The following is a 26,180-nucleotide window of genomic DNA, read 5'->3' on the forward strand; positions in this document are numbered from 1 at the left end:
GTAAAAAGTTTATGTTTCGTCTTCCATCAATCGATCTACCATCAGGGTCAATTCCGGTGAAGCGAGTAATTCATAACACTCTAATTTTCTTAATAGCTTATCAGTGTTATCAACATCATTAGCAGCGCGGCTGTAGTTTGGTCGCTCAAACATATGGGTATAGGTTCTAAATAACCATTGTTGTTTCTGCAGTAGCAAGGGATCGATCCTTAATACTTCATCAGCAAGGCTGGCGTGACATTGACCAAGCTCCCCGCGCATAAACGACTGCAATTCTAATCTAACCTGCTCGATTTCAGTCATGTAAATTGCAAGAGATTCAGATGATGCGGCATAGTCGTAGTGCCTTGCTAATAGTGCTTTAGCAACCATTAACGCTTTGGGCTCATGCAAAACCCGTAAATCCGCTTCTAAGGGAACTAACTCAAACTTTGAATTGGCTTGTAAGGCAAAAGTTAAGTCATTATCTGCACCTAAATGACGAGTCGTATCTAAGGTAAAAGATACACCTCGCCTCAATTCTGCCGCACAAAATTTCGCAGCTGTTCCCATCCGTGTATAAAGCCTAAAACCTTGCCCAAGGCTGCGGGTTATTGGTGTATTGAAAGCCTGAGGGCTTTGCGGTAACGATTCGACCTTAAGACCCATAAACGGCTGGAAGCGAATGACTATATTTTGCTGAATTCCGGCTTCAGCTATGACGATAATCTCTAGTAAAGGGGCATTGATCGCCTGTGACACAATAAAATCACTCACATCGTCGGGTAGCCGTAATGTGAGTATTGATGCCTTTTCAATATCAAGCACCATAGGTTCATTTAGAAATTGATGGTACATAAGACATTATTCTCCTATTTAACCGCAATTGTACCGTCCAATACCAATTAAAATCACCCCGTAAACCATTACCATCGCAAGATATGACTTAATTTTCATGATGCCGTAAATCGGCATTCGAGAAATAGTCGTGACATTACGTGGTTGCATATTTATGCCTCCAGTGTTCTATAACGTTAAGCACAGGAAGATGTAAGTGACGTATACAATGAACTTCACATAACCATTCACCCAATGTAAAACTCACGATGTACCCAGCCCAGAAAGTGGAGAGCCTAGTCAGCGTTGTTAGACATCGATCGGCTTAGCGCCAGAAAACCATTCGGTATGCTGGTCACCTTGACGGCCAAAATAGGTTACACGTTTACCTCGCAAAAACACGAAATAACCTTGAACTCCTGCATTCATAGCGCGCTGGCAGAAAAGCCGAAATTTTTGCCCATGCTGCTGACTATCCAAGATGGCAGCTCTGAGTTCAATCACATTAAAATTTTCAGCAATTAATGGAAGTCCCTCAAATGATAAAGGTGATTGCACTGTAGTACCTGCTGCGCTATAGAAAGTAAATGACTTCGAGGCATAGTCTACATAGTAATACTCGACACCTTCAGCAATAAGATTGCCGACAATTTGAGGAAATGGTATTAATCCAGACAAGGTTGCTTGTGCAGATTCTAAAATTTTATCCGAGTTCATTGATGTCCTCTCTGGGTCTTGAGTGGTCAATTTATATGTTTAACATCAGCAGTAGAGTCAAAGTGATAGCACTGTAAAAACGTGGAGCATGCGCCAGCGCTGGTTAAACGCTCAAAACACGTACTCATAAATGATTAACGCAATAAACACGACCTTCAAACTTCCCCAAAATCGTTGCCAGACTACAAACACGTTTATGCATATATAACGTAAAGCCATATTAAAAACACTATGGCCAAACAACATAAGGACTTTAAAATATTCTGCGAGCCACTCGCACCCAGTGCCAGTACCGTTGGGCTGTCTAAATTGATTTACAACTCACATAAACCCAAACTAAAAAAATGTATCATTTACGCTTATCATCTGTTTCTTTATCCCGCAAGCCATCTAGGCTACTGCTAAAATAAGCACACCGAATCAATTTCAACCTCTAGCAATGAGTTTATTGATGGATAATTTACAGCGACTGGGCATTATTTTTTGTATTCTTTCCCTGTGGGTCTTGGCAAACATACCCGTCACTTATGCTAATGATCAATTCATTATCAATCAGTCAGAATCCAAGCTTGATCACAGATATCAGTATACTTATGACCTTTTACAATTAGTTATTGATGCAACCAAAGCCGATTTTGGTGAAGCATCACTGCAAGTCTCAGATCTAATAATGAGTCGAAATCGTATCTTCAGAGCATTACAAGAGGGTGAAACCATCAATGTTATTGCAGAAGCCTCTAACCTACAGTGGAATAAACAGCTTATTCCAATAAAAATTCCCATTAGAAAAGGCATTCAGGGATTTAGAATTTTTATTATTAAAAAGGAAAATGTATCTAGGTTAGCCCAAATCACCTCGCTAGCGCAGTTAACTGCTCTTGATACTGGTTCAGGTAGCCAATGGTCGACTAAAGTTGCCATGCAACAAGCAGGATTTAAAATTATAGAAAGCAATCAATATGACAGTTTATTTAATATGCTATCAAAAGGACGGTTTATAACATTTGGCCGCGGAGTGAATGAAGTCTTTCAAGAGGTTGAGCAGTTTAATCAACAATATCCAGATCTCGTTGTTGATGAAAGCATCATGCTACATATTCCACTAGCGACATATTATTATGTTTCGCTTAACAAACCTCGCTTAGCTCAGCGAATACAAATTGGCCTCCAGAGAATTATCGATAATGGTCAATTTGACCAGTTATTTTATCAACGCCATTGCGATTTTTTGATAAAAAGTAAATTGAATCAACGATTAGTTTTTAAAATTGACAATCCTTTTATATCTGAATCAGAAATGACTTCCATTGTCGGTAAAGATTTCTTACTCAATCCAATGGATGACTTTTCCATATTATGTAAGAAATATCATTGAATAGGCTTCATCAGATAAACGCTTAGGGTCCGTCATGACTTAAAAATATCTCTCGGAAAATGGGATAAAAAACAGCAAATCGCGGCTTGAATTGAAGGAGGTTAGATTTTTGGCCTTGGGTATCTAGAAATCAAACGAAAACCTTCAAGGCCATTAGCCTTGAAGGAAACTTTTTTAGAATTGCACTCTGACACCAATAGCCGCTGTGCGACCTGGCATAGGGGATAAATGCCTTAGGAAACTGTTATGTGGGCGCGCATCTACATCGGTAAGATTATCTAAGCTTAGGTAGAATTGAGTCGGCACTTTCGAAATGACTTGATCTAAAGTGATATTTGCTCCGAGCAAAGCATAAGATTCAGAGGGCCTCTCAAATTTGTTAACGTCACCTTGTGAATGATAGCGAACATAATCGATGGACACAGTAAGCGCATCATACTGCCAATTTAGTGCAGTGCCTGTTTTGGATTGTGGTGTTCGAGGCATTGAAGTGCCTTCTAACCTGCGGCGAAAGTATTCGTCCCGCTCACCAGCGAGAGGTGGACGAGTACTAAAGATATCGTAACTACCATCGTATTGATATCGAGGAGTATTTCTCACTCTGTCAGTAAATGCGCTGAGCTCAAAAACTCCCCACCTTTGCCACGGGAAGGTATAGATAGCTTGTACCTCTAACCCTTGATTGTTTGTATCTGCTTGGCGCCATTCACGAACATAAGTACCATTACGCTCAAGGCCTGTACTACCAAGATAAATAAAATCATTGAATTGATTTTGATACCAACTTGCCATTAGCTGTAAATCGGCGATTTTAGCGATGGTATTTATTTCAAAGGAGTGATTAATTTCCTTTTTAAGATTTGAGCTGCCCTGTTCTTCAATTAACAGAGCATAGTGTGGGTTACTGGCGTAAAGCTCATTCATTTCAGGAGCACGCTCGGCATGAACGTAATTGACTCGTGTTGACCAATTTTGCAATATGTCCCATCGCAGTGATCCTGAGTAGCTTTGGAGATAAAAATTTCTATCTTTAACATTCGCTCCTGAGCCTCGACCTACCTTGTAACCCTCTGCGTTTACTTGGTGCTTAATCGCATCATAACGACCTCCAAACTCAAAAGTAACCGGACCAAAGTGCAGGGTTTGTAACGTATAGGCTGCATAGTTTTGACTATCGACATCAGGCATGTAATTGTCATAGCCCTCCCCTTTATAGGCTTTAGTGTCGTACTGTAATCCTAAGACACCATCGAAGTTTGATGTCCAACTATGATAGAGCTTAGGGCTAATGACCCAAGAGGTAAGTTCGAATTGGTTGACGGATACCTCTGCCATATGCTCATCATCGACTTGATTCGAATAGGCGCCATCGAGGCTAAATGAGTTTATCCAATTGTCATCCCAGTTTTCGACATACTTCATATCTACGCGATCACCACGGGAAAAAATTCGAATATTACCCCGTTGATCAAAATCCACTGGTGCGCTGCTGCCACGACGCATAAATCCCGGAATACCACGATGAGTGTCCGTATAACCATAAGCCAAACCCAAAAGACGTTGTTGGCCAGTGTAGCTTCCGCCTGCCGAGAATGATGATGTGTGGTGGCTGCTGTTAAGCACAGTGCCATTACTGTCTATTGAGTAGTCGGTGATAATTTGTTGTTCTAAAGGTGTAGCATCTTCATAGCGTTTTAATTGATTGTTCATCTGCCACACAGGTTGCGCATATTTGATTTGGCATAAATCGGCAAACTGTGCGGCACCTACGACTTTTGACCACGTTTTACAATCGCTGTCTTTAGAATATCCAGGGATATCGTAGTCACCACGGTCTTTGTTGATCATATTCAGCGCAAAGTTAAAAGATTCATTCCCTGCGGTAAGTTTTGCCAGTGCGGTACTTGTACTATTGAAGCCAGCTTTCACTTCAGCACGACTGTTAAACCCATTGATTGGGCTCAATGGAATACGACCATCTTGGAGATCAACAATGCCTGCCATCGCTTGCCCACCATAGGCAATCACAGCTGTAGGACCTTTAATGACCAAGATACTATCAGCAAGAAAGGGCTCGATGGGGATGTATTGATCCTCACTCACCGACGACATATCCTCAACTTGAGTTCCATTGAGCAACATTTTAACCCTGTTTCCACCAAATCCACGGATTTGTGGCCTACCCGATGAGCTACCAAAAAAACCACTGTCTACTCCCGGTAATTGGCTTAAAGTTTCTCCTAAGGTATCGGCTTTACGATTATTTAGTTCATCGCCGCTGAGTTCGATTTTACTGGCTTGTATTCTTTGGCTTAGTGGTTTTTCTAAAGCATGCCCAGTGACATTGATACGTTCAATAGGTTCTGCTGAAACAGCTAAAGTGCCAACACCTAATAACAGAAGGTATTTGTGGGAATTCATTTTGTGGGTCGTCTCCATATGATTACTGCTGAAACAAATGATATGTTATAACGTATCATTATGTATCAGTCGAGTTCAATATGAATGAAAGCAAATTAAGTTACTGATTGTAAATAACAATCAGTACGGCACTCGGTATGGTGACTGATGATTGCTAACAAAGATTGTCATTAGAAGGGGTGGATCAGGTAAACTGTGCAAGTATGATCATTTCAAAAAAATTGGCAGTTCTATGACGGGAAAAAATCTTGATTTACTGCGTGAAGTAGTGAAAAAGTGTGAAGAAAAAGGCATCAATCTTACCAGTAAGCGCAAAAAAGTACTTATCGTATTACAGGAGCATGATGTTCCTTTGTCTGCCTATGAAATTGCCGATGTGTTAAAACAAAGTTTGGGCGAGAGTTTACCCATAATGTCTATCTATCGCATGTTGGATTTCTTAGTACAGGAACAATTAGTGCATAAGTTATTAACGGTGAATAAGTATATTGCCTGCCATCATGTATGCGATCATCACATTCACAATCAATTTTTAATTTGTAATACTTGTCAAAAAGTCACGGAGATAGCATTGCCCACTGCTCTTGTTGAACAGTTACAGTTGAATGTTAGCCAAGCGGAATTTACCTTATCGAGCCCACAGCTTGAATTAGCGGGTTGGTGTCATGAATGTCAGCAACAACATAATAGTTAAGTTAAGTTAAGTTAAGTTAAGTTAAGTTAAGTTATGTACATTAACTAATTTGTAACGCTATAAATCCCTCAGCCTCCGACATTCTGGTCGATAATGTCCGTCTAAAATAGTGGATATGCCAGTCTTGGTTTCATATCGCGGACCTGCTCATTAATGGAAGCAACATTACCCGGTCGCTTGCCGTGTGAAAGCGCCATGGCGAGTGATATAAGTTCCACTGTTCTTATAATATCTCGAGTAAAGCGGAACTGATCGGCCTTCGAATGTGTTAAGCGGTTTCCAAAACGCATGGGGATCTATAATATTTACCCATGAATTTAGTCACGCAGGGACCAGCTTACGTGCGTCAGCAAGTTCTTAATCCGGGTAGGATTATCAATCCTAAATCGATACTGCCATGTTATAGTCCCTACAGGGGGTAATACGAACGCTTAAGCCGTTGCAGTCTGCACGCTCTGGTTTCCCTAAATATGGCTTACCGTTTATCGAACTTAACTAATTGTAAGATAAAGACATTTTTATTACTCTGTGTACATGTGATTTAGCTAATCTGACGCAGAACCCAATATATACAGATTATGTACTCACATCGAAGAGCTGCATACAAAATTGATGTGAATGACAACGAATCCAATTAAAGCAATTTAACTACTGATAACATGAAGTTACATGCTTTAGAGAACGAAAATAAATGAAGATGAAAGACGATAAAGCAGGGTCGATTTTTTGGCACGACTATGAAACATTTGGAGCGAACCCAGCGAAAGACAGACCCTCGCAATTTGCTGGTATTCGCACGGATTTAGATCTCAATATCATCGGCGAGCCTGAGACATTCTATTGTAAGCAAGCCACTGATTATTTGCCGTCTCCGGAAGCAATATTAATCACAGGGATCACTCCACAGTTAGCTAATTTAAAAGGCATCCCTGAAACTGAGTTTATGGGACGAATTCAAGCGCTATTTAGCCAACCAAACACTTGTGTTGCAGGTTATAACTCACTGCGTTTTGACGATGAAGTGACCCGTTATGGCTTTTATCGGAACTTTATCGATCCCTATGCCCGTGAATGGCAAAATGGCAACTCTCGTTGGGATATCATTGATTTAGTGCGCGCTTGTTATGCATTTAGGCCCGAAGGTATTAACTGGCCGACAAAGGAAGATGGCTCTCCGAGTTTTAAGCTAGAACATCTGACCCAAGCGAATGGTTTAAGCCATGAGAAAGCCCATGATGCTATGTCTGATGTGTATGCGACCATCGCTATGGCAAAACTCATTCGCGAGAAACAGCCTAAGTTATATCAGTACTATTTTGACCTGCGCCGTAAGCAAGCGGTTAGCGATCAAATCGATGTGCTCAATATGCAGCCTTTGGTCCATGTGAGCTCTAAAATTAGTGCGCGCAATGGTTGTGCAACGTTGATCTCACCCGTAGCGCACCATCCTACTAACAAAAATGCCGTTATTTGCGTTAACTTAGCCATGGATTTAACGCCGCTATTCGAGCTAGATGTCGAGCAAATTAAAACGCGCATGTATACGTCAAGGGCTGATCTTGCCGAAGACGAATTACCGATCGCGGTAAAACAAATTCATTTAAATAAGTGCCCTTTTATCACTTCGGCTAAAATCCTCAGCGATGAACATGCCGCTCGTTTAGGCATAGATAAAGAATTTGCCAGAGAGCAATATAAACGCCTTAAACTTCACCCAGAACTACGTGAAAAACTGGCGCTATTATTTGAGCACGATGACAGCAGAGCGACCACAGATCCCGATTTGATGCTGTATTCTGGTGGGTTCTTTAGCCAAGCTGATAAAGCAAAAATGGAAATCATCCGTCATACCCTACCGCAAAATTTAGCGGCGCTAGACTTGCAGTTTGATGATCCACGTATCCCTGAAATGCTGTTTCGTTACCGCGCCCGTAATTATCCTGAACTACTCGATTACGAAGAGTCACAGCGCTGGCGTGAATTCTGTCAAAGTCGCTTAGCCGATCAAGACTACGTACTTAAATTAGAAAATCTGCTGCAAGATACGCAAGCGGATGAGACTAAGCAGAAGTTACTGGCTGCCCTTTGCCATTATTTGCGTGAACTTTAAGTTTGAACAATTCAAGCTTAAGTCTTTTATTTAATAGTCTTAAGCTTGTTTATATTCATGAATAGACTCACTCTATTAGGCGCATAACTTAAATTGTTTACTATCGAACACACACATTTGCAGCGTATAAACGCGAGCTAACTCGCATTTATGCTGTAACAAAATTACTAGAATGTTCTTCCATGAACTTAACAAATAAGGAATCGGGAAATGCAAGATAGATTCATTCGTAGCATAACCCAACTGCCAACGCCGTTAGCCGATGCTCTCATTCCGATGTTGCACCAGAATTTTGCTGGACACTTAGATGCGCAGCAACTTGCCACACTCACAAGTGCAAGCAAGATGACCGAAGCAGAAGTGTTACTGGCACTGCTGCCGATAGCTGCTGCACTGGCGAAACCGCCTATCAGTGAGTTTTATGTCGGTGCGATTGCCAAAGGCAAAAGTGGCGATATCTACATGGGTGCCAACTTAGAATTACCCGGTGAAGCGCTGTTTCATTCTGTCCATGCAGAACAAAGTGCGATCAGCCATGCATGGCTCAGCGGTGAAAGCCAAATTGTTGATATTATAGTTAATGCCAGCCCTTGCGGCCATTGCCGTCAATTTATGAATGAGCTGGTTGAAGGCAGCAAGATCAGCATTCATCTACCCGCACAGGAAAGCCATCCACTGGCTTATTATTTACCCTATGCCTTTGGCCCAAAAGACTTAAATGTCACTTCGCCTTTAATGGCGAAGCAACAAACTGAATTTGCTTTAGATAGTGCCGATCCTATGATCATCGAAGGTTTAGATCATGCCGGTTTAAGCTACGCGCCTTACACTCAGAGTTTTGCTGCCGTGGTTTTAGAAACACGCGATGGCGCAACCTATTGTGGTCGCTATGCAGAGAACGCGGCATTCAATCCTTCTATGCTGCCGATGCAGATGGCTTTGTCGAATCTCGTTCGCCATAATCGCGAGTTTAGCGATATCAGCCGTGCGGTGTTGATTGAATCATCTCAAGGAAAAATCAGTTTAGTCGGCGCGACTATGGATGCACTCCATACCGTTGCCGCCATCGAACTTGAGCACATAGTCATAGATCCGGTGTAACGCCTGCTTCAAGATGCCAAGGGTGCTTCAAAATGCCAACGGCGAAATACGTTAATGCGTATTTCGCCGTTGGATTATTCAATTAACATTTCAAAATCAATCTATAACGCGCTAATGCTGACGACTAATCATGCTCCATTCTGTCTTCTACTAACCGCGTCATTGAACTTAGCCAGATACTCCCCCTTACGCTCCTCCATCCTGATAAAACAAGCTTGCCGCTCCACTTCCGACATAACGCGCCATGCTAAAATTTCATCAAGATGCCTGAAACAACCTAAACAAATATCTTGCTGATCTAAACAACAATTTCGAATACAAGGAGTGACATTAGGATCATTCTGACCAGACGGCATATTCATTGCCACAAGGTTCAACAAAATGGAATCGACGGCCTCCCGGAAAACTAAAGATGTCAGCTGTGATAATGCCACCAGCAGTTACGACAGCCGTCAGAGTCAATTCTAAGTTCTGGCTGTAGATCACAATCAGCGGGCAACCTTTTGCGAGTGTGAAATTCACGTCGGCTTGATAGAATCCCCCAGTAATGCCGACATCCATAAAGCAACTGTATTCAGGGCCATAATCGACATAGGACCATCCAAAAACTTGGCTAAAAAAGGCCTTAGAGCTCGTAATGTCGCGACTTGGGATTTCCAAATAATTGATACTGTGGTGACGGTTCATAGACTTCCTTGCTATTTAATCAGGACACAAAATGATGAACATAAAATGCGTAAGTAAAAATGGGAGCCAAAGCTCCCATTCTATTCGCGGCTTTTACTCAGGTTAACCTTGGATTAAGGCTGCGGCAAGTCCAATCAGACCGCCAAACACGCCGCCCCAAATCACTAACCAACCTAAGTGCGTTTGGATCATGTCCTGAACGATTTGTTTCACCATTTGTGGTGTTAACTCGTTTAATCTTTGTTCCACTATGTTAGCAATTTTAGTTTGCAGATCGGCCATCACATTTGGCTGTTCAATTTCTTGTTTCAGCAACTCGTGAAATGCATCGCTTTGTGCCATTTCAACTAAAGAAGCTTTCATCTTTACAATAAACGGCTCTTTTAACGGCAATAAGGCATCTGTGCCACCAAACATAGACAACATGCCGCCAAAGGAAGATTGGGCGACAGTGCTAATTAACGCATCAAAAGAAGGCGCTAAATCAACCTTTTCAATCACTGGCGCCAAGTCTATTTTACTCAGCCCTTCTTTTTCAGATAGGAATCGGTCGATATTTTCAGTGGTAAAAAACTGTTTCATCATCAAATGAGCAATACCCGCCTTAAACTCTTCAAAACGAGAAGGCACGACTCCCGAACCGTAGAGTCCGGGGACTTTCTCAAACAACATATAAACTGCAACCCAGTTGGTAATTGCACCCGATAAAGCAAACAATCCGACATTCAGGACAATTGCCGAATTCATCAGGTAACCCACAACGACCAAAGCAGCCGCCAATAAATTCGTCACTAAACTCTTATTCAATCTCATATCCCCTAAGGTGGCATCGATAAGATGCAAAACTCGCCTATATTAACAAGTTAACGGGAGTCAGGTCTAACACTCAAACCACAGTAAACAAACCCGTTTTAAAATCTGTTTTCAGTGCTAAGTCTTGGCGCGAGGGGCAAGATGAAGCCCATCAACTAAGCCGCAGCGCCACTGAGCCACAAGAAGCTGATTAGCCAGCACCAAATAAAGTGAATCTCCTTGTAGAACATTAAGTTAATTTAATGTTTGCCGACCTAAAAAAGCAAAAATTTTAATTTACCGTCTGTGAATTATCAACTTGCCTCAACTACACTCAATCAAGATAACGCACAAAAAATATGGCTCAGAATACAGCTGGCACTGAACACTGACAGTTAACCTCGGCTCAATACACAAAATTTACCCCAAATAGAATAAAGGATGCGCTTATGGAATCGGCTTTTAACACTGCAGGGGCGTTAAGTTGGCATGAATTGACAACCAATAATACCGAAGAAGCTATGCACTTCTATGCTGAGATTTTTGGTTGGCACTTTAAAACCGTCAAAATGCCCCACGGTAATTATCATATTATTGAAAATCAGGGCGTCAGCATTGGGGGGATCACCGATAGTTTGCTCCCAATGCTTCCCTCACATTGGACTGGCTACATTACCGTTAAGGATGTCGATCAAGTCGCTATCAGCGCAAAAAAACTTGGCGGGGATATTCTGTTTGGTCCTGAAGATATACCCGAAGTAGGCCGTTTTTGTTGGATAAAAGATCCACAAGGCGCCATTATTGCAGCGATTAGTTATTTAAATCGCTGAGCAAAAATAGCGTCCTACATGGTGAGTATTGACGACTCAAATCATTAGCCATAGGCTGAAACACATGTAGTTATCAATGTAGATGATAGGTTACCACTCAGGAACGTCTTAGATCAGAAGACGTTATTGTCTGTGTAATACCAAGATTTCATTGGTAAAAATATAAATAATTTCTGGAAACATTAGCATTATTCGCTAGAATGTCCGTACTTATGGAAGTTTTTCCCTGTCTTATGCATTGGAGCCTTGATATTAATGCTGACCCAGTTATCGCAATTCAGACACTCTTTTTTTGCCCTCCCAAGATACCTGCGAGTGATTATTTACCTCACAGCAGTCTACCTTAGCTATGTCTGCACATTAGGTTTAATCCTCCCCTATGCGATAACCACGCTGGCACCAGAAAAACTCTCAACTCTGCTCGGTCGTCCCGTCACCCTCGGTGATATACGCATTAACCCTTTTAATTTCAAAGTCGAAATCGACCAACTGACCATTAAAGAAAAAGACGACAAACCTTTTGCTGGCATTGCACAAGTCCAATTCGAAATACACTTTTGGCGATCTGTTTTTAATCGCGCCGCCGTTATCGAAAACATACACATACAAGCGCCCTACGCACATATCATTCGCGTGGAGAAAAAAGGGAAAGCTGGATTCAACTTCGACGATATTCTGCAGACCCTGAACGAGCATTCATCCACGAGCACAGAAACAGCCCCCACAGAAGCCAGCTCACCCGTTCGTGTCCTGCTCAGCCAATTTGTGTTGGATGCGGGACAATTTAACTTCGATGACAAAATTACCCATGCTCAAGTGAACTACCCCAATATCAATCTAAAACTCAGTTCCCTTGATACTGAATATTTGATGGCGGCATCATCGGCATCGATAACACCAGCCATAAAAGTAAACAAAGTTGATAATACGACACCAAACGCCCAATCAACGTCTGACTCACCCATTGCGCCTATCAAGCACAATCACTATGCAATACAACTCAGTGATGATCATGCTGGTGAAATCAGTTTGCAGGGGCAATTCCAATTGTACCCGCTAAAAGTTGCGGGTGACATCCAAGTCGCCAAACTCAAACTGACACCACTATGGCGATTTATCGACGATCAATTTAATCCCGTCCTCACGGATGGCGAGCTCAGTATTAAAACTCAGTATCAAGTGGATCTTGCCGAGAATGGCGAGTTACAAGTCATCAGCAACAATGGCCAGTTTATTGTTGAAAAACTTAACATTAACGACAAAGATCGCTCAGTGGTAAAGCTCCCCATGTTTGCCCTCGACGGCATTTCAGCCAACTTGAAGCAGCAGAAAGTGCATATCAACAAACTCCACAGCGATGGCCTAACAATGAGTGCCATTTTGAACCAAGACGGGCTCGATCTTGTTGGCTTATTCATGCCTAAATCGTTAAGCGCCTCCACAACGACTACGCAGCCGGTTGCTAAACCAACCGATGCTAAATCGCTAGAACGCGTACAAGTTGCGCAAGTCGAAGAAAAACGTCAAATAGCAGAGACTGCCACTGGTGCAAGCGATAGCGCAAACAAAGCAACAGAAAGCGAATTAACCGCAACTAACGAGAGTGATAAAACAGAACAAAAGACAGAAGCGACCGCAAATGTCACCACTGATGCCACTAATGAAGCCACTGTAGAAGTCGCTTCTGAGGCAGATCCTCTACAGCCAATCAAGCAAACACCAGTAACGACGTCAACTGACACTTGGTTCGTGCAACTTGATGCGCTCAATATTGAAAACTATGACCTTAATCTATCGGAACAAAAGCTAACGGCAACGCCGCAGCAATGGCGAGTGTATCCGCTTAATTTTTCAACTAAGGTCATAACGAGTACCTTAACCGCTCCGATTGAATATGAGCTACAACTCAGCCTCAATGGTCAAGGTACTTTGAGCTCTCAAGGCCAAGTCGATGTGACGGGCGAAACCATAGATGCCAATATCCAACTCGATAAGCTGGCGTTAACCCAATTTCAGCCCTATTTAGCGCCCTACGTGAATATCCAGCTCAAGAGCGGTCTATTAAGCTCAGCAGGCAAACTGACCGCCGATGCTAAAGGCAAAGCCATTTACGGTGGCAGTGTTGAGCTCGATGATTTAGCTATTCATGACAAATTGCGTAATGCTCCGCTGGTCAAATGGCAAAAGATGAATATCAATCAACTGGATTTTGACCAACAGAAAAATCAAATCAAAATTGATCACTTAGCCTTTAATCAACCCTACGCCAAAGTGGTGATAGCCAAAGATAGAACCACTAATATCAGCGATCTTATCGTTGAGGCTCCGGCTGCAAATAGCAAGACAACTAAAAACACAACCACAGCCAGTGCTAAGCAAACCGAGCTGCAAACGGCAAGCAAGACAACGCCTGAGTTAAGCCTCGATATTCAAAAAATTAGCTTTAGCCAAGGCTCAGCTTACTTTGCCGATAACTCACTGACACCAAACTTTGCCTCAGGGATTGAGTTACTTGAAGGCAATATCACTCACCTGTCATCCACGCCAGGGACTAAGGCCTCGGTTGATATCAAAGGTAAGATAGACAAGTATGCGCCTGTAACTCTAAAAGGCGATATTAACCCTTTGCTAGATATGCCATATTTAGATCTCGACTTAGTCTTTAAGAGCGTTGAGTTAACCTCAGTCAATCCTTACTCTGGCACCTATGCGGGTTACTACATAGATAAAGGACAGCTATCGTTATCGTTGAACTATCAACTCGATAAGAACAAGCTCAAGGGCAGTAACCATCTGATCATAGACCAACTGAAACTTGGTAAACCCAGTGACAGTGACCTTGCCACTAGCTTACCCATCACGCTCGCGATTGCCCTGCTGCAGGACCGTAACGGTGTGATTGATTTAGGCATGGAAGTCTCTGGCGATTTAGACTCACCTAGCTTTAGTGTCGGCAGCATCATAATGACGGCGATTACCAATGTGATCACTAAAGCCGTCACAGCGCCCTTCACTTTCTTAGCTGGACTCATAGGTTCTGACGAAACCTTAGATAAGATCAGCTTTACCGCAGGCAAATTCAGCCTAAGTGAAGATGAGCAAAAAAGTTTAGACAAACTCGCTAGCGCCTTACTCGACAGACCTATGCTCAAGCTTAGCGTTGAAGGGGAAGTCGATGCCATCAATGACAGCCAAGCCATTGCTGAGCGCATCATGAAGCGTAAATTGGCTAAATTAGCCAATATCGAATTCAGTGCGTTACCTGATGATTTAAGTCCGAGCCAATTCCCGACCCACGGACCGCTTGCTGATGCGCTAGTAAAGCTTTATGAACAAGAAGTTAAAGCCGATCCTGCCCAAATCAAAGACACTGTTATCGCAGAGGCCAAAGACGCGCAGCTTTCCGATGACGAAATCACCACCCGCTGGCATATCGCTTTATATAATCTGTCGGTAAAAGCACAGAATGTTAACGATGGCATGTTGGGTCATTTGGCCCAAGAAAGAGCCAAAGCCGTTAAAGCTTACCTTGTGGACGTGAAAGAAATTGCTCCAGAGCGGATCTTCTTGCTCGAAAGCCGAGTGAGTTTAACCCAGAATGCAGCCCAAGTGAGTCTCACCATTGATGCTCAATAACTCAGCCAATTAACTGCTTTTTATATAAAACTAAGCCCGCTAAAGTTCGACTTTAGCGGGCTTTTACCTTATGGCTAAGCGTCATAACCAATCAAAAAACCATTCTTCTACAATCAAATCATCTATCTGTTAATTCACTCTAAAATGTTGGCCGTGCTTGGTGCCATAGGTTACACTCTGCGGCCTTTATACAACTGAGATCACAGTTTTTAAACGACTGGGTCTCAGACTCGCCGCACGCTTTCTGTGGCGCCATGACGCACAAATGTTCTTCCACAAAAATTATCATTAAGGTCAATAACATGTTTATCATTCGCTGGATTTTAGGCAGGATTATTCTGTTTTTAAACTTCGTATTTAGCCCTAAGAAGCGCCAACGTCCACTGGCTGAGCAACAAAAAATTGATGCTCAAACTCAAGCATTAGCCCTGTATCAATATCCTGCATGCCCATTTTGTGTAAAAGTCCGCCGTGCAATGCGTCGCCAAGGACTCAACATAGTGACCCACGACGCTAAAAAAGCGCCGCATAAAGATGAACTCATCGCTCAAGGCGGCAAACAGCAAGTGCCTTGTCTGCGGATTGAAGAAAACGGTCAAGTACAGTGGTTATATGAATCAAAAGAAATCATTAACTACTTAGACCAACGCTTCGCCTAAATCACGGCGCAACGGTCAGCGCAAATATACAAGTAAGTGCGTCCAGTAACCTTTTCAATCGTCTGTTCTATGGGCCCTTACAAAGGGCTTTACGTTGGAATGACGAGGTTTCGGGCGCAGTTCTTTTATTGCGTTGTTTTATCGCATTTACTTACGCCACAAATATTCACGGTCAGAATAATCAAATAACCACTGGGGCTGATACACCACCAATAGCGTCACCGCCATACCATTAAGCAATGCCTCTGGGAATGCCAGCAAAGGGATGAGTATCAGGTAGTCGTCCACTAACACATTCCAATCGTAATCCGCTGCAGACCACAACCACATAGCCCAACTCAATTGATGAAACACAGTTGAGAGGCCCGCATTGATAAAACCACCGACGAAGATGAATACAAAAATATGCTTAGGAAATAAATGGTAACTGCGACTGTATAGGATAAAACACAGGAACAGCGGCACAGCCATAGCGAACAAACTAAAAGCACCAAAATCAGCGGGCTGCTTTAATACAAAAAGACTAAAAAAAGCGCTAGGCAACAGCAACACTAGGGTCGCAAGACGCCAGCCGAACATCAGCATACAAGTGACAATTCCCAGAAAATGCAGATGCAACCCAGTTTGAATACTGGCATTTAACGACCACAGTGCATTGATCCCCACCAACGTCAGCAACAAACGTAATTGGAGATGTTTATCCCGCCGGAGCTGCACTAACTCTTCTTTTGGCCATATGGCGTAGATCCATAACGCCAAGAACATAAGGCATATACCTTGAGTCAGGCTCATATCCCATTCGATTTGCGCCCATTTATTCGACCAAAACGCCCACATTACTCGCCCATCCTTAATCCATTACACCTATCGGCGCGTACTCGACCTATGAGAATGCCATAAATCCATGAACTTTAGGGCCATATTAAGGTATTCTTCTGTCAGTTAATAACTAAGAGTTAAATTTGATTATGCCGTTTCGATATCTCAGCCTTGCCATCTTAAGTTGTTTCTCGCTCATCGCCTGCAGCAGTGCGCCAATTGACCCGAGTGAACTCGCCGGAAAATTACGGGATAAGTTGACGACAGATATTAAAAGCGATGGCCTTAAACTCTTCAGCTACAAAGCTCGTCTGGTCGATGAAAAGTCGACAATGAATGATACAGACCGCCCTTTTCCACACGAGGCACGCATACGTAATATGCAAGATCCCCGTGAGCAACGCCGCGCGATGCAAGATCTACAGGACTCATTAGAAATTTGGGGGAGACAGGTTGATTTGGGTTTAATCAAAACCCTTGAAATGACGGGTTATTGCCGCGAAGGTTATATTGAATTAAGCCGAATTATCGAGCCTGGTCGAGGAGAAATCCGCGGTGAGTGCCAAGAGGGGGCAACCAATGCTGATAAACAAAAATTTATGAGCTATTAACTAAACTCAGAGTAATGAAGAAACGTGCACAGTTACCAATACAAAAAACTGAAATCGGCTAAAAATAGCGAAAACGGTAATAAGCAGAATAAAAAGCAAGCATGCGCGTATGAGACAATACGCGCATTCACATCACACTAGACTGATTCGGTCAGTGGCACAGCACGATTTTCCAATAACACAGGGATACCTTCAGTGATCGGATAAGCAAGTTTATCTGCCTTACAAATCAACTGCTGCGTCGTTTTATCGTACTCAAGTTTTCCCTTACACACAGGGCAAGCCACTATATCTAACAATTTTTTATCGAATGCCATGGAAGTTTCCTTATTTAGCTGCAGCCACTTCACGAAGACGTGCGAGCAGCTGTTCATCAAATTGTGGGGATAGCTTGGCATCGACCGCCAAATACCACCAGTTTTCTTGTGCAAAATCGCGACATTTAACCGCATCTTTTTCTGTCATCAACAGTGGCAAGCCTTGGGCTAAATCACCTAACTGGGTTTTATCGTAGGCCTGATGGTCATCAAAACCATGGCAGAAGGCCAGTTGATAGCCTTGTGCGCGCAACGATTCAAAGAAACGCGCTGGATTACCTATGCCCGCCATCGCAACGAGCGGCTGAGACTTATCGAAAGTATATTCACCAGACGTCGCATCACATTTTACAGGCTTCACTGCCGTAGGTGTCAGTTGCATTTCGAACTGCCCTTTTGCCGCTGGGCCGCCATTACTGACGATAAAATCCACGGTATCGAGACGCCACGCGCCTTCACGCAATGGACCTGCTGGCAATAGCAAGCCATTGCCTAAACCGCGCTGACCATCAATCACCACCAGCTCAATATCGCGTGCCAGAGCATAATGCTGTAGGCCATCGTCACAGATGATGACATCAACACCAAACTCAGCAATAAGCGCATTAGCCGCATCGACCCGTTTAGCGCCAACCACCATGGGCACTTGAGTACGCGCCACTATCATGGCAGGTTCATCACCCACCTCTGCCGCACTTGCACCTAAGCAAACCGATTTAACGCCTTGAATATCAACACCGTAACCACGACTGATCACACCGGGGTGAAATCCATGTTGGCGCAGTAATTCAATCAGATAAATCACAGTTGGCGTCTTACCACTGCCACCGACGGTAATATTACCGACGACGATGACAGGTACAGGCATTGCAGTTTGTGATTTCATCCCGAGGTGAAACAAAGCGCGGCGCACATAAGTGATAACCGCGAATAAGCCAGATAACGGTAACAAGAGCCATCGCAGTGGATGGCCCTGATACCAAATTTTATTTACTAAGGCCTGCATCTAACTACCAAATTGCATTTGGTATAATTTGGCGTACATGCCATCTAATTCCAATAGTGATTGGTGCGTCCCGCGCTCGACGATACGCCCCTGATCGACTACTAAAATCTGATCCGCACTCTCGATGGTCGACAACCTGTGGGCGATCACTACAGATGTGCGGTTTTGTCTGAGGTTATCTAACCCTTTTTGAATGGCTTTTTCTGACTCAGTATCCAGTGCAGAAGTCGCTTCATCGAGGATCAACACAGGCGCATCACGCAACATAGCGCGTGCAATCGCAATCCGCTGTCTTTGACCACCGGACAATAACACGCCATTCTCACCCACTTGGGTATCAAGGCCTTGGGGCAGCTGATCAATAAACTCCATCGCATAGGCCAAGGTCGCAGCTTCAATGATCTGCTCACGAGTGGCTTCACCTGGGTAGGCGTAAGCGATGTTATTGGCTATCGTGTCATTGAACAAGGTCACCTGTTGCGATACCAGTGCCACTTGATTGCGCAGCGATTTTAGCGAGTAATCGTAGATGCTGACGTCATCAAGCAGAATATCGCCGGATTCAAGGCCCGTATAAAAACGGGTCACTAAACTCGCAATAGTCGACTTACCTGAGCCAGAACGTCCAACTAAGGCTAAGGTTTGCCCAGGTTTGACTTCAAAATCGACATTCTCAAGTGCACGACGATCTTGGCTGTCATAGGTAAAACACACATTATCAAAACGTAAATGCCCCTTAGCACGCTCGACAGTATAAGTTCCCGTATCGGACTCTGGCAACGTATCCAGTAATTCAAACACTGTGGTACAAGCCGCAATACCCCGTTGAAATTCGGCATTCACTCGGGTTAAGTTTTTGATTGGCTGTAACATGGCCATCATGGCACCAAGAATCGTCGCGAAGGTACCCGCGGTAAGATCGGCTTTCATGCTGTCTAAGCTTGCCGCATAAAGTACAAAGGCTAAGGCGAATGAACCAATAATCATGATCAGAGGCTGACTAATGGCTTGTGCCACAGCTAACTTCATATTTTGATGGCGGTTTTGATCGTTTACTTTAGCAAAACGGGTTGCTTCTGTTTCCTGTCCACCAAAGGCCAGTACGTTTTTATGGCCTTTAATCATTTGCTCCGTAGTCGCACTCACTCCGCCCATGGCTGTTTGAATTTGCTTAGAGACCTTGCGGAAACGACGGCTGACTACCGCAATGACCATGCCCATGATAGGACCAATCACAAGAATACAGAGGGATAGCTTCCAAGAGTTATAGAACATCAGCACCAGCATACCAAACACAGTCACACTATCGCGGACGATGGAAATCAAAGCACTTCCCGATGCTCGAGCGATTTGCTCAGTATCAAAAGTCACTTTTGAGATCAAGTTACCGGTATTTTCCTTATCCATATAACTGACAGGCAGGCTCAGATAATGCTCAAACACTTGCTGACGCATGTCCATGATCAAACGTGCACTCATATATGAAATGCCGTAAGTCGAAACAAAGTTAGCAAAGCCACGTAGGGAAAACATAACGATAACCACAAGCGGCGCCATCATAAGCACGTCGTTGTTTGCGTGGAAACCTTCACTGGTTGGCAATGCTATGCCGTTGGTCACCGCAGCAGGTGCGCCGCCGGAGAAACCCTTATCAATAAAGGGGCCGATAAAAGCGATAAAGGCGGCATCGACGAGACCATAAATAATTAATCCCGCAACTGAAAGCATAAACATGCCTTTCATCTGTTTTATATAGCCCAGTAATCGTTTGAAAACTGTCCACATTTCGTCTTTAGGAGATGTTGTCATTGATAACACTAAATTATGGCAAAGTAGGCATTCTACTCTGGATTAATCAAGTCACCAAATCTAAACAGAGAGTTGTACCAAAATGGCGCTAAATCACCACGATAGGTCTTAACCTCTCGCTCAGACTGCTGAAAAATCACACTAATCTGCCCTTCTATACCTGTAGTTAGGCCCATAATCTCCCGTTGCTGATAACGTTCAACCACTGTGGATTTTGGAAACCCCCAGCGATTAGCAAAACCAGCAGGAAACAAGACTAACTTGGGGGCAACAGCATCAATAAAGGCTTCAGTTGACGAGGTTTTACTGCCGTGGTGGGGCGCAACGAGCACTTCACTTTGTAACTCATGCTCACCACTTAGGGCACGACTTAATAGCGAAGTTTCGATTTGCTTTTCGATATCCCCCGTAAGCAGTAGACTCTGCCTGTCATCATCAATGCGTATAACACAGGAACCATTATTACCCACTAACGCTTGAGGCGGAGAAAGCAAATTCAAGCTCAGCCCTTGCCATTGAATTAGCCTTGGGCGGCAATCTTGGCCGCTAAAGCCAGCCACGTCTGTGATCACTAAAGCCTTAGGGTAAGCCTCAATCAAAACAGGGGCACCACCTGCATGATCGTTATCGCTATGGCTGATAACAATATAATCAATCTCTTGAATGCCTTTGGCTTTTAGGAAAGGTAATATCACCCGCTCCGCATAACTGAAGTCATCACCAAAGGCGGCACCAGTGTCGTAGACCAGCCCTCTACCATTCTTTTCAATAACCACAGCTAAACCTTGGCCCACATCCAGTAAATGCATAGCCCATCGATTATTTTGAAAGGGTGACCACAGCGTAATACAGAAAAGCAAAGCGGGAATAAACAGTAAACTCAGCAGGCTTAACCAAGAAGTATAATTTTTATTTTTAGGCACATAGCGCCATAACACACCACCGATGAGCGCGGATAACCCCAAGGCTAATATCGTATCTGAAAGCGCTAACCAATGGGCTGGCAATTGCTGGCTTATGTCTAGCAACTGCGCATAGGGTGATAAACTCCAATCACTTAGGCGAAGCAGTCCCAACCAAGAGAACCCAAACGCAGTACTAACCCACCAGCATATAAATCCCGCCATCGCTAATGGGATAACAACAAAACTAAACCATGGCACAGCTAGGATATTCATCCACAAGCTGTGTAAACTCACACCACCAAAGAGTGCTCCTTGCAGTAATCCAAGCCCAAGGCTCAGGCGCCACTGGATGGCCCAAAATTGTAAAAGCCCCGCGCCTACACGCGTCCTTCGAGTCGACACAGCCGTAAACTCTTTGGGCTGGATGACTAAGGTATATAAAATCACCCCTAAAGCACAAAACGACAGCCAAAATCCCGCACTTAAACAAGCAAGCGGGTCGAGTAACAATACGACAAACAATGCAAACAGCAAGCGCTCCCACGCAGTAGAAAATCGCTTTAATAAACTCAGTAGCATTAAAAGTAAAATCATCACGAGTGCACGCTGAGTCGACACTCCAAAGCCTGCAAGATAAGCATAAAATGCGGCGCCTATACCTGCCACGACTAACGCAAAAGTCATATTACGTCGACTCTGATGTGACACAAAACGACTCAATCCAAACAAAATGCAAGCGTATACCCATGCCGCGACAACGGAGAGGTGCAAACCGGAAATCGCCACTAAATGGCCAGTGCCAGTCTGCCTTAGTGCTTGCCAACGAGCTTTTGAGATCAAATGCTTATCCCCCAAAAGCAAGGCGAGTAAAATGTCACCTTGAGGTAAAGAGGCTAATTCAGGTGTCAATGCGCTTATGAGGTCGTTACGCAATGAAGGCGAAACCGCAAGTAACTGCGCCTCAATCACTCGTCCTTTACCGACAACATGTTGACTGATTAATTGTTTTTGTTCGTTGTAGCCGCCTTGATTTAGCACGCTAGCAATGCTCTTAGGCATCAAGGTAAACAGCCAAACCTGACCCACATCGACTTCTGGCGGATCTTTCCACGTGAGTCGCAATTTTGCGTTTGGCCCTAAGATTAAATTTGGTTTAATGAGCGATATATCCAAACTTAGCCAGTCGCTGTTTCGACTAACTAGTGATATGATTTCGCCCCTTACCTGTATAGGTTGTTGTAACACTGGCAAATCCTGCCTAGATAATCCTAAGCAAAAACCAGTTAGCCATGCTACCGCAAAGAGCCCACCTGCACAGACAGGGATTTTTCGGTGTAAGATTAACGCCCCAACAACAAGGTAGGGTATGTAACTGACTGGCGGCAGCGAAGGCCATAACATCGCTGATAATAAGATGGCACTAAAGCCAAACATGAATCGATTCATAGTGAATTAAGTTAAGACAGCAATTTCAGCATATGCCAAAAAAATTAATTAAAAGATTTATGCCTAAGCCTGAAACCTTGCGTGAGCATAAACACTTACGCATGTTCGGACGCTTGTTACATAATCCCAATCTATGGGCACTTAATCGAAAATCCGCCCCAGGCGCATTTGCCGTAGGGTTATTTGTCGCTTGGATCCCAATGCCATTTCAGATGGTTGTTGCAGCGGCTTTTGCCATTCTATTTAACGTTAATATTCCTGTTTCAGTTGCATTAGTATGGATAACCAATCCCTTAACTATGCCAGTGATGTTTTATGGGGCGTATTTGCTCGGAGCTAAAATACTAGGCCATGCTCCGCAAGATTTTGCCTTCGAAGCAAGTTGGCAATGGATTGAAGCATCGCTTGCGACTATAGGTCCGGCATTCTTACTCGGGTGTCTCGTGCTAGGAGTGGTTTTTTCCGCTGTCGGTTATTTGCTGATTAATAATCTGTGGAAATATTCAATTATGTTTAAGTGGCAGAAACGCAAGAATAAATAATCTTTTATATTCAAACCGCTTATGTTGGTACAACGATTGAGTCAAGGTAACAGCATAAGCGGATTAACACATTCGCTCTCGCTTCCCTTTTGTTCATCATGTGAATCACCTTCTACAATACAACCACGTTAACTCCACTTTGCGCCGAATTTAAGATCGTACATATCTGTGAATTAAATCACACAGCGGCGCCTAGCTTTTCCCTAAAAACAGATTTTTGCTGTTACTATTTATAAAAACATCAAGTAGGGAATATCCATGCCTTTTTATCATCAATATGGTTCTAAAAGCCTTAAAGCCGTTGAACACTTAGTCCTATTTATTATTGCCATTGCCACCGTTGTCGCAATAGGCCAAGAAATTGTGCATATCATCTCTGTACGTATGGTCGCACTGGCCGATTTACTCTTGTTATTTATTTTCTTAGAAGTGTTAGCCATGGTGGCTAACTACTATGAATCCGGTAAGTTACCAGTACGTATGCCGCTTTATATTGCGATTGTCGCCTTGGCCCGTTACCTAATCTTAGATATGAAGAGCATGGAAGACTGGCGTATCGCAGCAATATCATTATCGACGCTAATTTTAGCGGCAACCGTGATTGTGATTCGTTGGGGCCAATTAAAAATGCCTTATCCAAAAAATCAAGAATACGACAATTAATCAAATACCTGAGTTGGTGCTATTGAAACCTAAATCAATGGCACCTGCTGTTCTCGTTTTAAAACTATTATCAAAGACCTAGCTTTCACATTGGTATTCTGCCAAAAAGCAATTATGCTAGTTTTACTGAGATCAATAATTTACGGGGCAATTGAGTTATGGGTGACCATACTACTGGTTTTGAAGAAAAACGCACATCGCTGCGAGTCGACATGGAAGCAGAGCGCGTGGTCTTGAATTGGATCGACACTCAAGGCATGAAGCAAACAGATGAAGGTGTGTGTATCGACTTAGCAAGACGCGGCATTTTATTCGATTATAAAAATCCGTTTGCACTGGGCGAACTCATCGAAGTGACCTTTAATCCCAATTCAACCCAACAAAATACCGTTAAAGGACAAGTCTGCCGCTGCGCAAAATGCCACGACCAAAGCTACCACATTGCCATGCAACTGCTTTAATTTAACTTAAATTTCGCAGCTTTAATGGCTCTGTTCTACACTCAATGAATTGAACAATTCATTAAGGGGCGTCAGTATGATCTTGCTGGTAGGTGGTGAAAAAGGTGGTAGCGGAAAAAGTTGTCTCGCTCAAAATCTTGCCGTTTATATTAAGCAAAAATGTCAGGCAAACGTCCTCATGGTCGATTGTGATCCCCAACGCACGACTTCAGATTGGATCCAAGCAAGAAATAATGATCCAAGCCTCCCAAGTATTAATTGCATCCAACTTTACGGCAAGATTCGTAATGATTTACTCAGCCTCAATGAGCGTTTTGACTACGTAATTGTAGATTGTGGTGGCCAAGATAACTTAGCCATGCGCGCAGCTATGTCGGTAGCGACTTATGTTGTGATCCCCCTCAGACCCAAAAGACGCGATCTCAAAACATTACCCCACATGGAAGACATGCTAAGTACTTGTAAGATGGTGAATCCTAAAATGATCGCGACTATAGTGCTAACCCAATGCCCAGCGCTTCCCACACAATTTAAACGCATTTTAGAAGCCAAAGATGTGGTGCAATCCTTTGGACTAAGAGTGCTAAATTCAGTTACATTTTGCCGAAATATTTATGATGACAGTGAAGAAAGAGGCTCTTCAGTCGTCGAAATAGAACCCGATGGAAAAGCAGCCGATGAGATCCGCGCCATCGCGGATGAGTTATTCGCAATGCCACCAGAAAATAGCTATGAGCTTAACTGATCTTAAACGTAAGAAACCTAAGCAAATCATCAAGCCGGTTTCTGTCGATGATTTCATTGAAGATGCCAATAACTACGCTTTAGGTAAGGCGAGTTTATTAGCTGCGCCCACCACACAAACCATAGTTAAGGGCTTAGATAAAAAATCGACTAAGATTTATCGCCACGCGACCTTTACCCTCACTGAAAACAGTATTTCTCAGCTTGACGCCCTATCGAAATCCACCAATATTGCAAAATCTCGATTACTGCGTATTTTGATCAATGAATTTACCCAACTCACCCCCGCACAGCAGGAGCAAATTGCAAATAAGCGCCATGATGAAGCCTAAGCTTCAACAAAATAATTACACATCTAAGTGACTAAAAACTAACCAGCCAAATAAAATGAGTACGCTATGGTCACTGTGTATTATACCAATCACATTAAATAGTTAGTCAGTTCAGAGCCCCACTGGCATCTCAATCCAAGGCGCATTGACGCAGAAATGGTCATTTCCTTTTAAGTAATGCAACACCGGAGTGGAATGCCTGTGGCTCCCGAAGGGCGGCTGATGTTAATGGCATCGCGCTTTATACTGCGTTTAAGGCTTTCAACAGAGAGCACCACTATGCCTTCAAGCCTTCGCCTTGTCTAAAGCGCTTTGAGCTCCCGCTGAATGAACAGATATTTAATACGATGGGTATTAATGCTCACACTTTCGCCCAGCTACAAGTTGAATACCTTGGGACGTTTCGTAAAACTTACCTTTACCTATGAGTAACTCAATTAATGCTTCGGCACTCAAATCAGTTGCACTACAAGTATGGTATCGAGCCGCCGAGCCAAACTTTTGCTCCATCATGGAAATTAATTCAGGCTTTATAATAGCGGCCCCTTGAGCTACCATCAGCGCCATAACATCATGACCGTGAACAGAATTGGACATATGTCCTCCTAAAGATGCAATATTATTGTTCTTTATATCCTAACGGTTAAATTCGAACCCTGATCTCGCGCACAAACTTTCAAATGGGGA

26 protein-coding genes and 1 pseudogene are annotated in these 26,180 nt (G+C 43.4%); 14 read left to right on the forward strand and 13 right to left on the reverse strand.

The genetic code is table 11. The features are described from left to right. Nucleotides 1-9: 9 nt before the first annotated feature. The 3 genes from L5M71_RS09735 to L5M71_RS09745 form a co-directional block, all read right to left on the reverse strand. Complete coding sequence (locus tag L5M71_RS09735; RefSeq protein ID WP_028760377.1) at nucleotides 10-837, reverse strand: hypothetical protein; 828 nt, start codon at nucleotides 835-837, stop codon at nucleotides 10-12. Between the two features lie 18 nt (nucleotides 838-855). Next, a complete protein-coding gene (locus L5M71_RS09740; RefSeq protein ID WP_263205574.1) occupies nucleotides 856-987 on the reverse strand; it encodes a hypothetical protein in 132 nt (43 codons plus the stop codon). 138 nt (nucleotides 988-1,125) lie between these two features. Next, nucleotides 1,126-1,533, reverse strand: coding sequence for a DUF1398 domain-containing protein (locus L5M71_RS09745; protein ID WP_263205576.1), 408 nt, complete (start codon nucleotides 1,531-1,533; stop codon nucleotides 1,126-1,128). A 451-nt stretch (nucleotides 1,534-1,984) separates the two neighbouring features. On the opposite strand from L5M71_RS09745, the gene L5M71_RS09750 reads away from it, so the two are divergent. Next, a complete protein-coding gene (locus L5M71_RS09750) occupies nucleotides 1,985-2,908 on the forward strand; it encodes a hypothetical protein (protein ID WP_263171117.1) in 924 nt (307 codons plus the stop codon). A gap of 174 nt (nucleotides 2,909-3,082) precedes the next feature. Here the strand turns inward: L5M71_RS09750 and L5M71_RS09755 are convergent, their stop codons facing one another. Then, nucleotides 3,083-5,329, reverse strand: a complete 2,247-nt coding sequence (locus L5M71_RS09755; RefSeq protein ID WP_263205583.1) for a TonB-dependent receptor — start codon at nucleotides 5,327-5,329, stop codon at nucleotides 3,083-3,085. 232 nt (nucleotides 5,330-5,561) lie between these two features. Here L5M71_RS09755 and L5M71_RS09760 point away from each other — a divergent pair, with 232 nt between their 5' ends. The 3 genes from L5M71_RS09760 to cdd all read left to right on the forward strand — a co-directional run bounded on the left by L5M71_RS09760 (nucleotide 5,562) and on the right by cdd (nucleotide 9,234). After that, nucleotides 5,562-6,023: a Fur family transcriptional regulator gene (locus L5M71_RS09760; protein ID WP_049821724.1), complete on the forward strand. Its 462-nt coding sequence runs from the start codon at nucleotides 5,562-5,564 to the stop codon at nucleotides 6,021-6,023. A gap of 691 nt (nucleotides 6,024-6,714) precedes the next feature. After that, on the forward strand, nucleotides 6,715-8,133 hold the full coding sequence (gene sbcB, locus L5M71_RS09765) for an exodeoxyribonuclease I (protein ID WP_263205585.1): 1,419 nt from the start codon (nucleotides 6,715-6,717) through the stop codon (nucleotides 8,131-8,133). 210 nt (nucleotides 8,134-8,343) lie between these two features. Further along, nucleotides 8,344-9,234: a cytidine deaminase gene (gene cdd, locus L5M71_RS09770; protein WP_006087443.1), complete on the forward strand. Its 891-nt coding sequence runs from the start codon at nucleotides 8,344-8,346 to the stop codon at nucleotides 9,232-9,234. A gap of 128 nt (nucleotides 9,235-9,362) precedes the next feature. On the opposite strand, the gene L5M71_RS09775 is transcribed toward cdd, so the two are convergent. The 3 genes from L5M71_RS09775 to L5M71_RS09785 all read right to left on the reverse strand — a co-directional run bounded on the left by L5M71_RS09775 (nucleotide 9,363) and on the right by L5M71_RS09785 (nucleotide 10,728). Next, entirely contained in the window at nucleotides 9,363-9,596 is a 234-nt protein-coding gene (locus L5M71_RS09775; RefSeq protein ID WP_113938807.1) for a DUF1289 domain-containing protein, read from the reverse strand. Further along, nucleotides 9,571-9,921 (reverse strand): VOC family protein, encoded by a 351-nt coding sequence (locus tag L5M71_RS09780; protein WP_113938808.1) that lies wholly within the window; start codon nucleotides 9,919-9,921, stop codon nucleotides 9,571-9,573. The genes L5M71_RS09775 and L5M71_RS09780 overlap by 26 nt, the downstream gene beginning before the upstream one ends. 102 nt (nucleotides 9,922-10,023) lie before the next feature. Further along, complete coding sequence (locus L5M71_RS09785) at nucleotides 10,024-10,728, reverse strand: DUF445 domain-containing protein (protein WP_105253144.1); 705 nt, start codon at nucleotides 10,726-10,728, stop codon at nucleotides 10,024-10,026. A gap of 434 nt (nucleotides 10,729-11,162) precedes the next feature. Between L5M71_RS09785 and L5M71_RS09790 the strand changes: the two genes are divergently transcribed. The 3 genes from L5M71_RS09790 (at nucleotide 11,163) to L5M71_RS09800 (ending at nucleotide 15,838) form a co-directional block, all read left to right on the forward strand. Next, nucleotides 11,163-11,543: a VOC family protein gene (locus tag L5M71_RS09790; protein WP_263203181.1), complete on the forward strand. Its 381-nt coding sequence runs from the start codon at nucleotides 11,163-11,165 to the stop codon at nucleotides 11,541-11,543. Nucleotides 11,544-11,798: 255 nt separating this feature from the next. Beyond that, nucleotides 11,799-15,179, forward strand: coding sequence for a DUF748 domain-containing protein (locus L5M71_RS09795; RefSeq protein ID WP_263205590.1), 3,381 nt, complete (start codon nucleotides 11,799-11,801; stop codon nucleotides 15,177-15,179). Between the two features lie 302 nt (nucleotides 15,180-15,481). Next, nucleotides 15,482-15,838: a glutathione S-transferase N-terminal domain-containing protein gene (locus L5M71_RS09800; protein WP_028760396.1), complete on the forward strand. Its 357-nt coding sequence runs from the start codon at nucleotides 15,482-15,484 to the stop codon at nucleotides 15,836-15,838. A 147-nt stretch (nucleotides 15,839-15,985) separates the two neighbouring features. Here the strand turns inward: L5M71_RS09800 and L5M71_RS09805 are convergent, their stop codons facing one another. Beyond that, nucleotides 15,986-16,675 (reverse strand): energy-coupling factor ABC transporter permease, encoded by a 690-nt coding sequence (locus tag L5M71_RS09805; protein WP_263205592.1) that lies wholly within the window; start codon nucleotides 16,673-16,675, stop codon nucleotides 15,986-15,988. A 131-nt stretch (nucleotides 16,676-16,806) separates the two neighbouring features. Here L5M71_RS09805 and L5M71_RS09810 point away from each other — a divergent pair, with 131 nt between their 5' ends. Beyond that, a complete protein-coding gene (locus tag L5M71_RS09810) occupies nucleotides 16,807-17,268 on the forward strand; it encodes a hypothetical protein (protein ID WP_263186270.1) in 462 nt (153 codons plus the stop codon). 137 nt (nucleotides 17,269-17,405) lie between these two features. On the opposite strand, the gene L5M71_RS09815 is transcribed toward L5M71_RS09810, so the two are convergent. The 4 genes from L5M71_RS09815 to L5M71_RS09830 are packed head-to-tail and all read right to left on the reverse strand — an operon-like array spanning nucleotide 17,406 to nucleotide 22,751. Next, entirely contained in the window at nucleotides 17,406-17,585 is a 180-nt protein-coding gene (locus tag L5M71_RS09815; RefSeq protein ID WP_006081200.1) for a Trm112 family protein, read from the reverse strand. Between the two features lie 10 nt (nucleotides 17,586-17,595). Further along, nucleotides 17,596-18,591, reverse strand: coding sequence for a tetraacyldisaccharide 4'-kinase (lpxK, locus tag L5M71_RS09820; protein ID WP_263205595.1), 996 nt, complete (start codon nucleotides 18,589-18,591; stop codon nucleotides 17,596-17,598). Then, on the reverse strand, nucleotides 18,592-20,400 hold the full coding sequence (gene msbA, locus L5M71_RS09825) for a lipid A export permease/ATP-binding protein MsbA (protein WP_105252892.1): 1,809 nt from the start codon (nucleotides 20,398-20,400) through the stop codon (nucleotides 18,592-18,594). A 32-nt stretch (nucleotides 20,401-20,432) separates the two neighbouring features. Continuing rightward, nucleotides 20,433-22,751 carry a DNA internalization-related competence protein ComEC/Rec2 gene (locus L5M71_RS09830; protein ID WP_263205598.1) on the reverse strand — a complete coding sequence of 773 codons (2,319 nt, stop codon included), beginning with the start codon at nucleotides 22,749-22,751 and terminating at the stop codon, nucleotides 20,433-20,435. 32 nt (nucleotides 22,752-22,783) lie between these two features. Here L5M71_RS09830 and L5M71_RS09835 point away from each other — a divergent pair, with 32 nt between their 5' ends. The 6 genes and pseudogenes from L5M71_RS09835 to L5M71_RS09860 all read left to right on the forward strand — a co-directional run bounded on the left by L5M71_RS09835 (nucleotide 22,784) and on the right by L5M71_RS09860 (nucleotide 25,921). Beyond that, on the forward strand, nucleotides 22,784-23,293 hold the full coding sequence (locus L5M71_RS09835) for a DUF2062 domain-containing protein (protein ID WP_028760402.1): 510 nt from the start codon (nucleotides 22,784-22,786) through the stop codon (nucleotides 23,291-23,293). A gap of 258 nt (nucleotides 23,294-23,551) precedes the next feature. Then, nucleotides 23,552-23,956 (forward strand): phosphate-starvation-inducible protein PsiE, encoded by a 405-nt coding sequence (locus tag L5M71_RS09840; protein ID WP_028760403.1) that lies wholly within the window; start codon nucleotides 23,552-23,554, stop codon nucleotides 23,954-23,956. A 158-nt stretch (nucleotides 23,957-24,114) separates the two neighbouring features. Next, on the forward strand, nucleotides 24,115-24,417 hold the full coding sequence (locus L5M71_RS09845) for a PilZ domain-containing protein (protein ID WP_212599906.1): 303 nt from the start codon (nucleotides 24,115-24,117) through the stop codon (nucleotides 24,415-24,417). A 76-nt stretch (nucleotides 24,418-24,493) separates the two neighbouring features. Further along, nucleotides 24,494-25,162, forward strand: a complete 669-nt coding sequence (locus L5M71_RS09850; RefSeq protein WP_263205600.1) for an AAA family ATPase — start codon at nucleotides 24,494-24,496, stop codon at nucleotides 25,160-25,162. Further along, complete coding sequence (locus tag L5M71_RS09855; protein WP_263171095.1) at nucleotides 25,149-25,493, forward strand: replication protein RepA; 345 nt, start codon at nucleotides 25,149-25,151, stop codon at nucleotides 25,491-25,493. The genes L5M71_RS09850 and L5M71_RS09855 overlap by 14 nt, the downstream gene beginning before the upstream one ends. Nucleotides 25,494-25,721: 228 nt before the next feature. Continuing rightward, nucleotides 25,722-25,921 (forward strand): annotated as a pseudogene (locus tag L5M71_RS09860) (hypothetical protein). Here the strand turns inward: L5M71_RS09860 and L5M71_RS09865 are convergent. Beyond that, on the reverse strand, nucleotides 25,848-26,090 hold the full coding sequence (locus L5M71_RS09865; RefSeq protein WP_028760407.1) for a YecH family metal-binding protein: 243 nt from the start codon (nucleotides 26,088-26,090) through the stop codon (nucleotides 25,848-25,850). The pseudogene L5M71_RS09860 and the gene L5M71_RS09865 overlap by 74 nt on opposite strands. Nucleotides 26,091-26,180: the final 90 nt, after the last annotated feature.

Source organism: Shewanella sp. SW1, from assembly GCF_025653545.1.
Taxonomy (GTDB): domain Bacteria; phylum Pseudomonadota; class Gammaproteobacteria; order Enterobacterales; family Shewanellaceae; genus Shewanella; species Shewanella oncorhynchi.

Bases quoted from the DNA above. Each gene is read 5' to 3' on its own strand.
- lpxK (WP_263205595.1), bottom strand. From the start codon at position 18,591: ATGCAGGCCTTAGTAAATAAAATTTGGTATCAGGGCCATCCACTGCGA.
- L5M71_RS09735 (WP_028760377.1), bottom strand. From the start codon at position 837: ATGTACCATCAATTTCTAAATGAACCTATGGTGCTTGATATTGAAAAG.
- L5M71_RS09800 (WP_028760396.1), top strand. From the start codon at position 15,482: ATGTTTATCATTCGCTGGATTTTAGGCAGGATTATTCTGTTTTTAAAC.
- L5M71_RS09835 (WP_028760402.1), top strand. From the start codon at position 22,784: ATGCCAAAAAAATTAATTAAAAGATTTATGCCTAAGCCTGAAACCTTG.
- L5M71_RS09805 (WP_263205592.1), bottom strand. From the start codon at position 16,675: ATGTGGGCGTTTTGGTCGAATAAATGGGCGCAAATCGAATGGGATATG.
- L5M71_RS09745 (WP_263205576.1), bottom strand. From the start codon at position 1,533: ATGAACTCGGATAAAATTTTAGAATCTGCACAAGCAACCTTGTCTGGA.
- L5M71_RS09855 (WP_263171095.1), top strand. From the start codon at position 25,149: ATGAGCTTAACTGATCTTAAACGTAAGAAACCTAAGCAAATCATCAAG.
- L5M71_RS09790 (WP_263203181.1), top strand. From the start codon at position 11,163: ATGGAATCGGCTTTTAACACTGCAGGGGCGTTAAGTTGGCATGAATTG.
- L5M71_RS09775 (WP_113938807.1), bottom strand. From the start codon at position 9,596: ATGAATATGCCGTCTGGTCAGAATGATCCTAATGTCACTCCTTGTATT.
- L5M71_RS09750 (WP_263171117.1), top strand. From the start codon at position 1,985: ATGGATAATTTACAGCGACTGGGCATTATTTTTTGTATTCTTTCCCTG.
- L5M71_RS09780 (WP_113938808.1), bottom strand. From the start codon at position 9,921: ATGAACCGTCACCACAGTATCAATTATTTGGAAATCCCAAGTCGCGAC.
- L5M71_RS09840 (WP_028760403.1), top strand. From the start codon at position 23,552: ATGCCTTTTTATCATCAATATGGTTCTAAAAGCCTTAAAGCCGTTGAA.
- msbA (WP_105252892.1), bottom strand. From the start codon at position 20,400: ATGACAACATCTCCTAAAGACGAAATGTGGACAGTTTTCAAACGATTA.
- L5M71_RS09845 (WP_212599906.1), top strand. From the start codon at position 24,115: ATGGGTGACCATACTACTGGTTTTGAAGAAAAACGCACATCGCTGCGA.
- L5M71_RS09795 (WP_263205590.1), top strand. From the start codon at position 11,799: ATGCTGACCCAGTTATCGCAATTCAGACACTCTTTTTTTGCCCTCCCA.
- L5M71_RS09755 (WP_263205583.1), bottom strand. From the start codon at position 5,329: ATGAATTCCCACAAATACCTTCTGTTATTAGGTGTTGGCACTTTAGCT.
- L5M71_RS09740 (WP_263205574.1), bottom strand. From the start codon at position 987: ATGCAACCACGTAATGTCACGACTATTTCTCGAATGCCGATTTACGGC.
- cdd (WP_006087443.1), top strand. From the start codon at position 8,344: ATGCAAGATAGATTCATTCGTAGCATAACCCAACTGCCAACGCCGTTA.
- L5M71_RS09865 (WP_028760407.1), bottom strand. From the start codon at position 26,090: ATGTCCAATTCTGTTCACGGTCATGATGTTATGGCGCTGATGGTAGCT.
- L5M71_RS09850 (WP_263205600.1), top strand. From the start codon at position 24,494: ATGATCTTGCTGGTAGGTGGTGAAAAAGGTGGTAGCGGAAAAAGTTGT.
- L5M71_RS09830 (WP_263205598.1), bottom strand. From the start codon at position 22,751: ATGAATCGATTCATGTTTGGCTTTAGTGCCATCTTATTATCAGCGATG.
- L5M71_RS09760 (WP_049821724.1), top strand. From the start codon at position 5,562: ATGACGGGAAAAAATCTTGATTTACTGCGTGAAGTAGTGAAAAAGTGT.
- L5M71_RS09815 (WP_006081200.1), bottom strand. From the start codon at position 17,585: ATGGCATTCGATAAAAAATTGTTAGATATAGTGGCTTGCCCTGTGTGT.
- sbcB (WP_263205585.1), top strand. From the start codon at position 6,715: ATGAAGATGAAAGACGATAAAGCAGGGTCGATTTTTTGGCACGACTAT.
- L5M71_RS09810 (WP_263186270.1), top strand. From the start codon at position 16,807: ATGCCGTTTCGATATCTCAGCCTTGCCATCTTAAGTTGTTTCTCGCTC.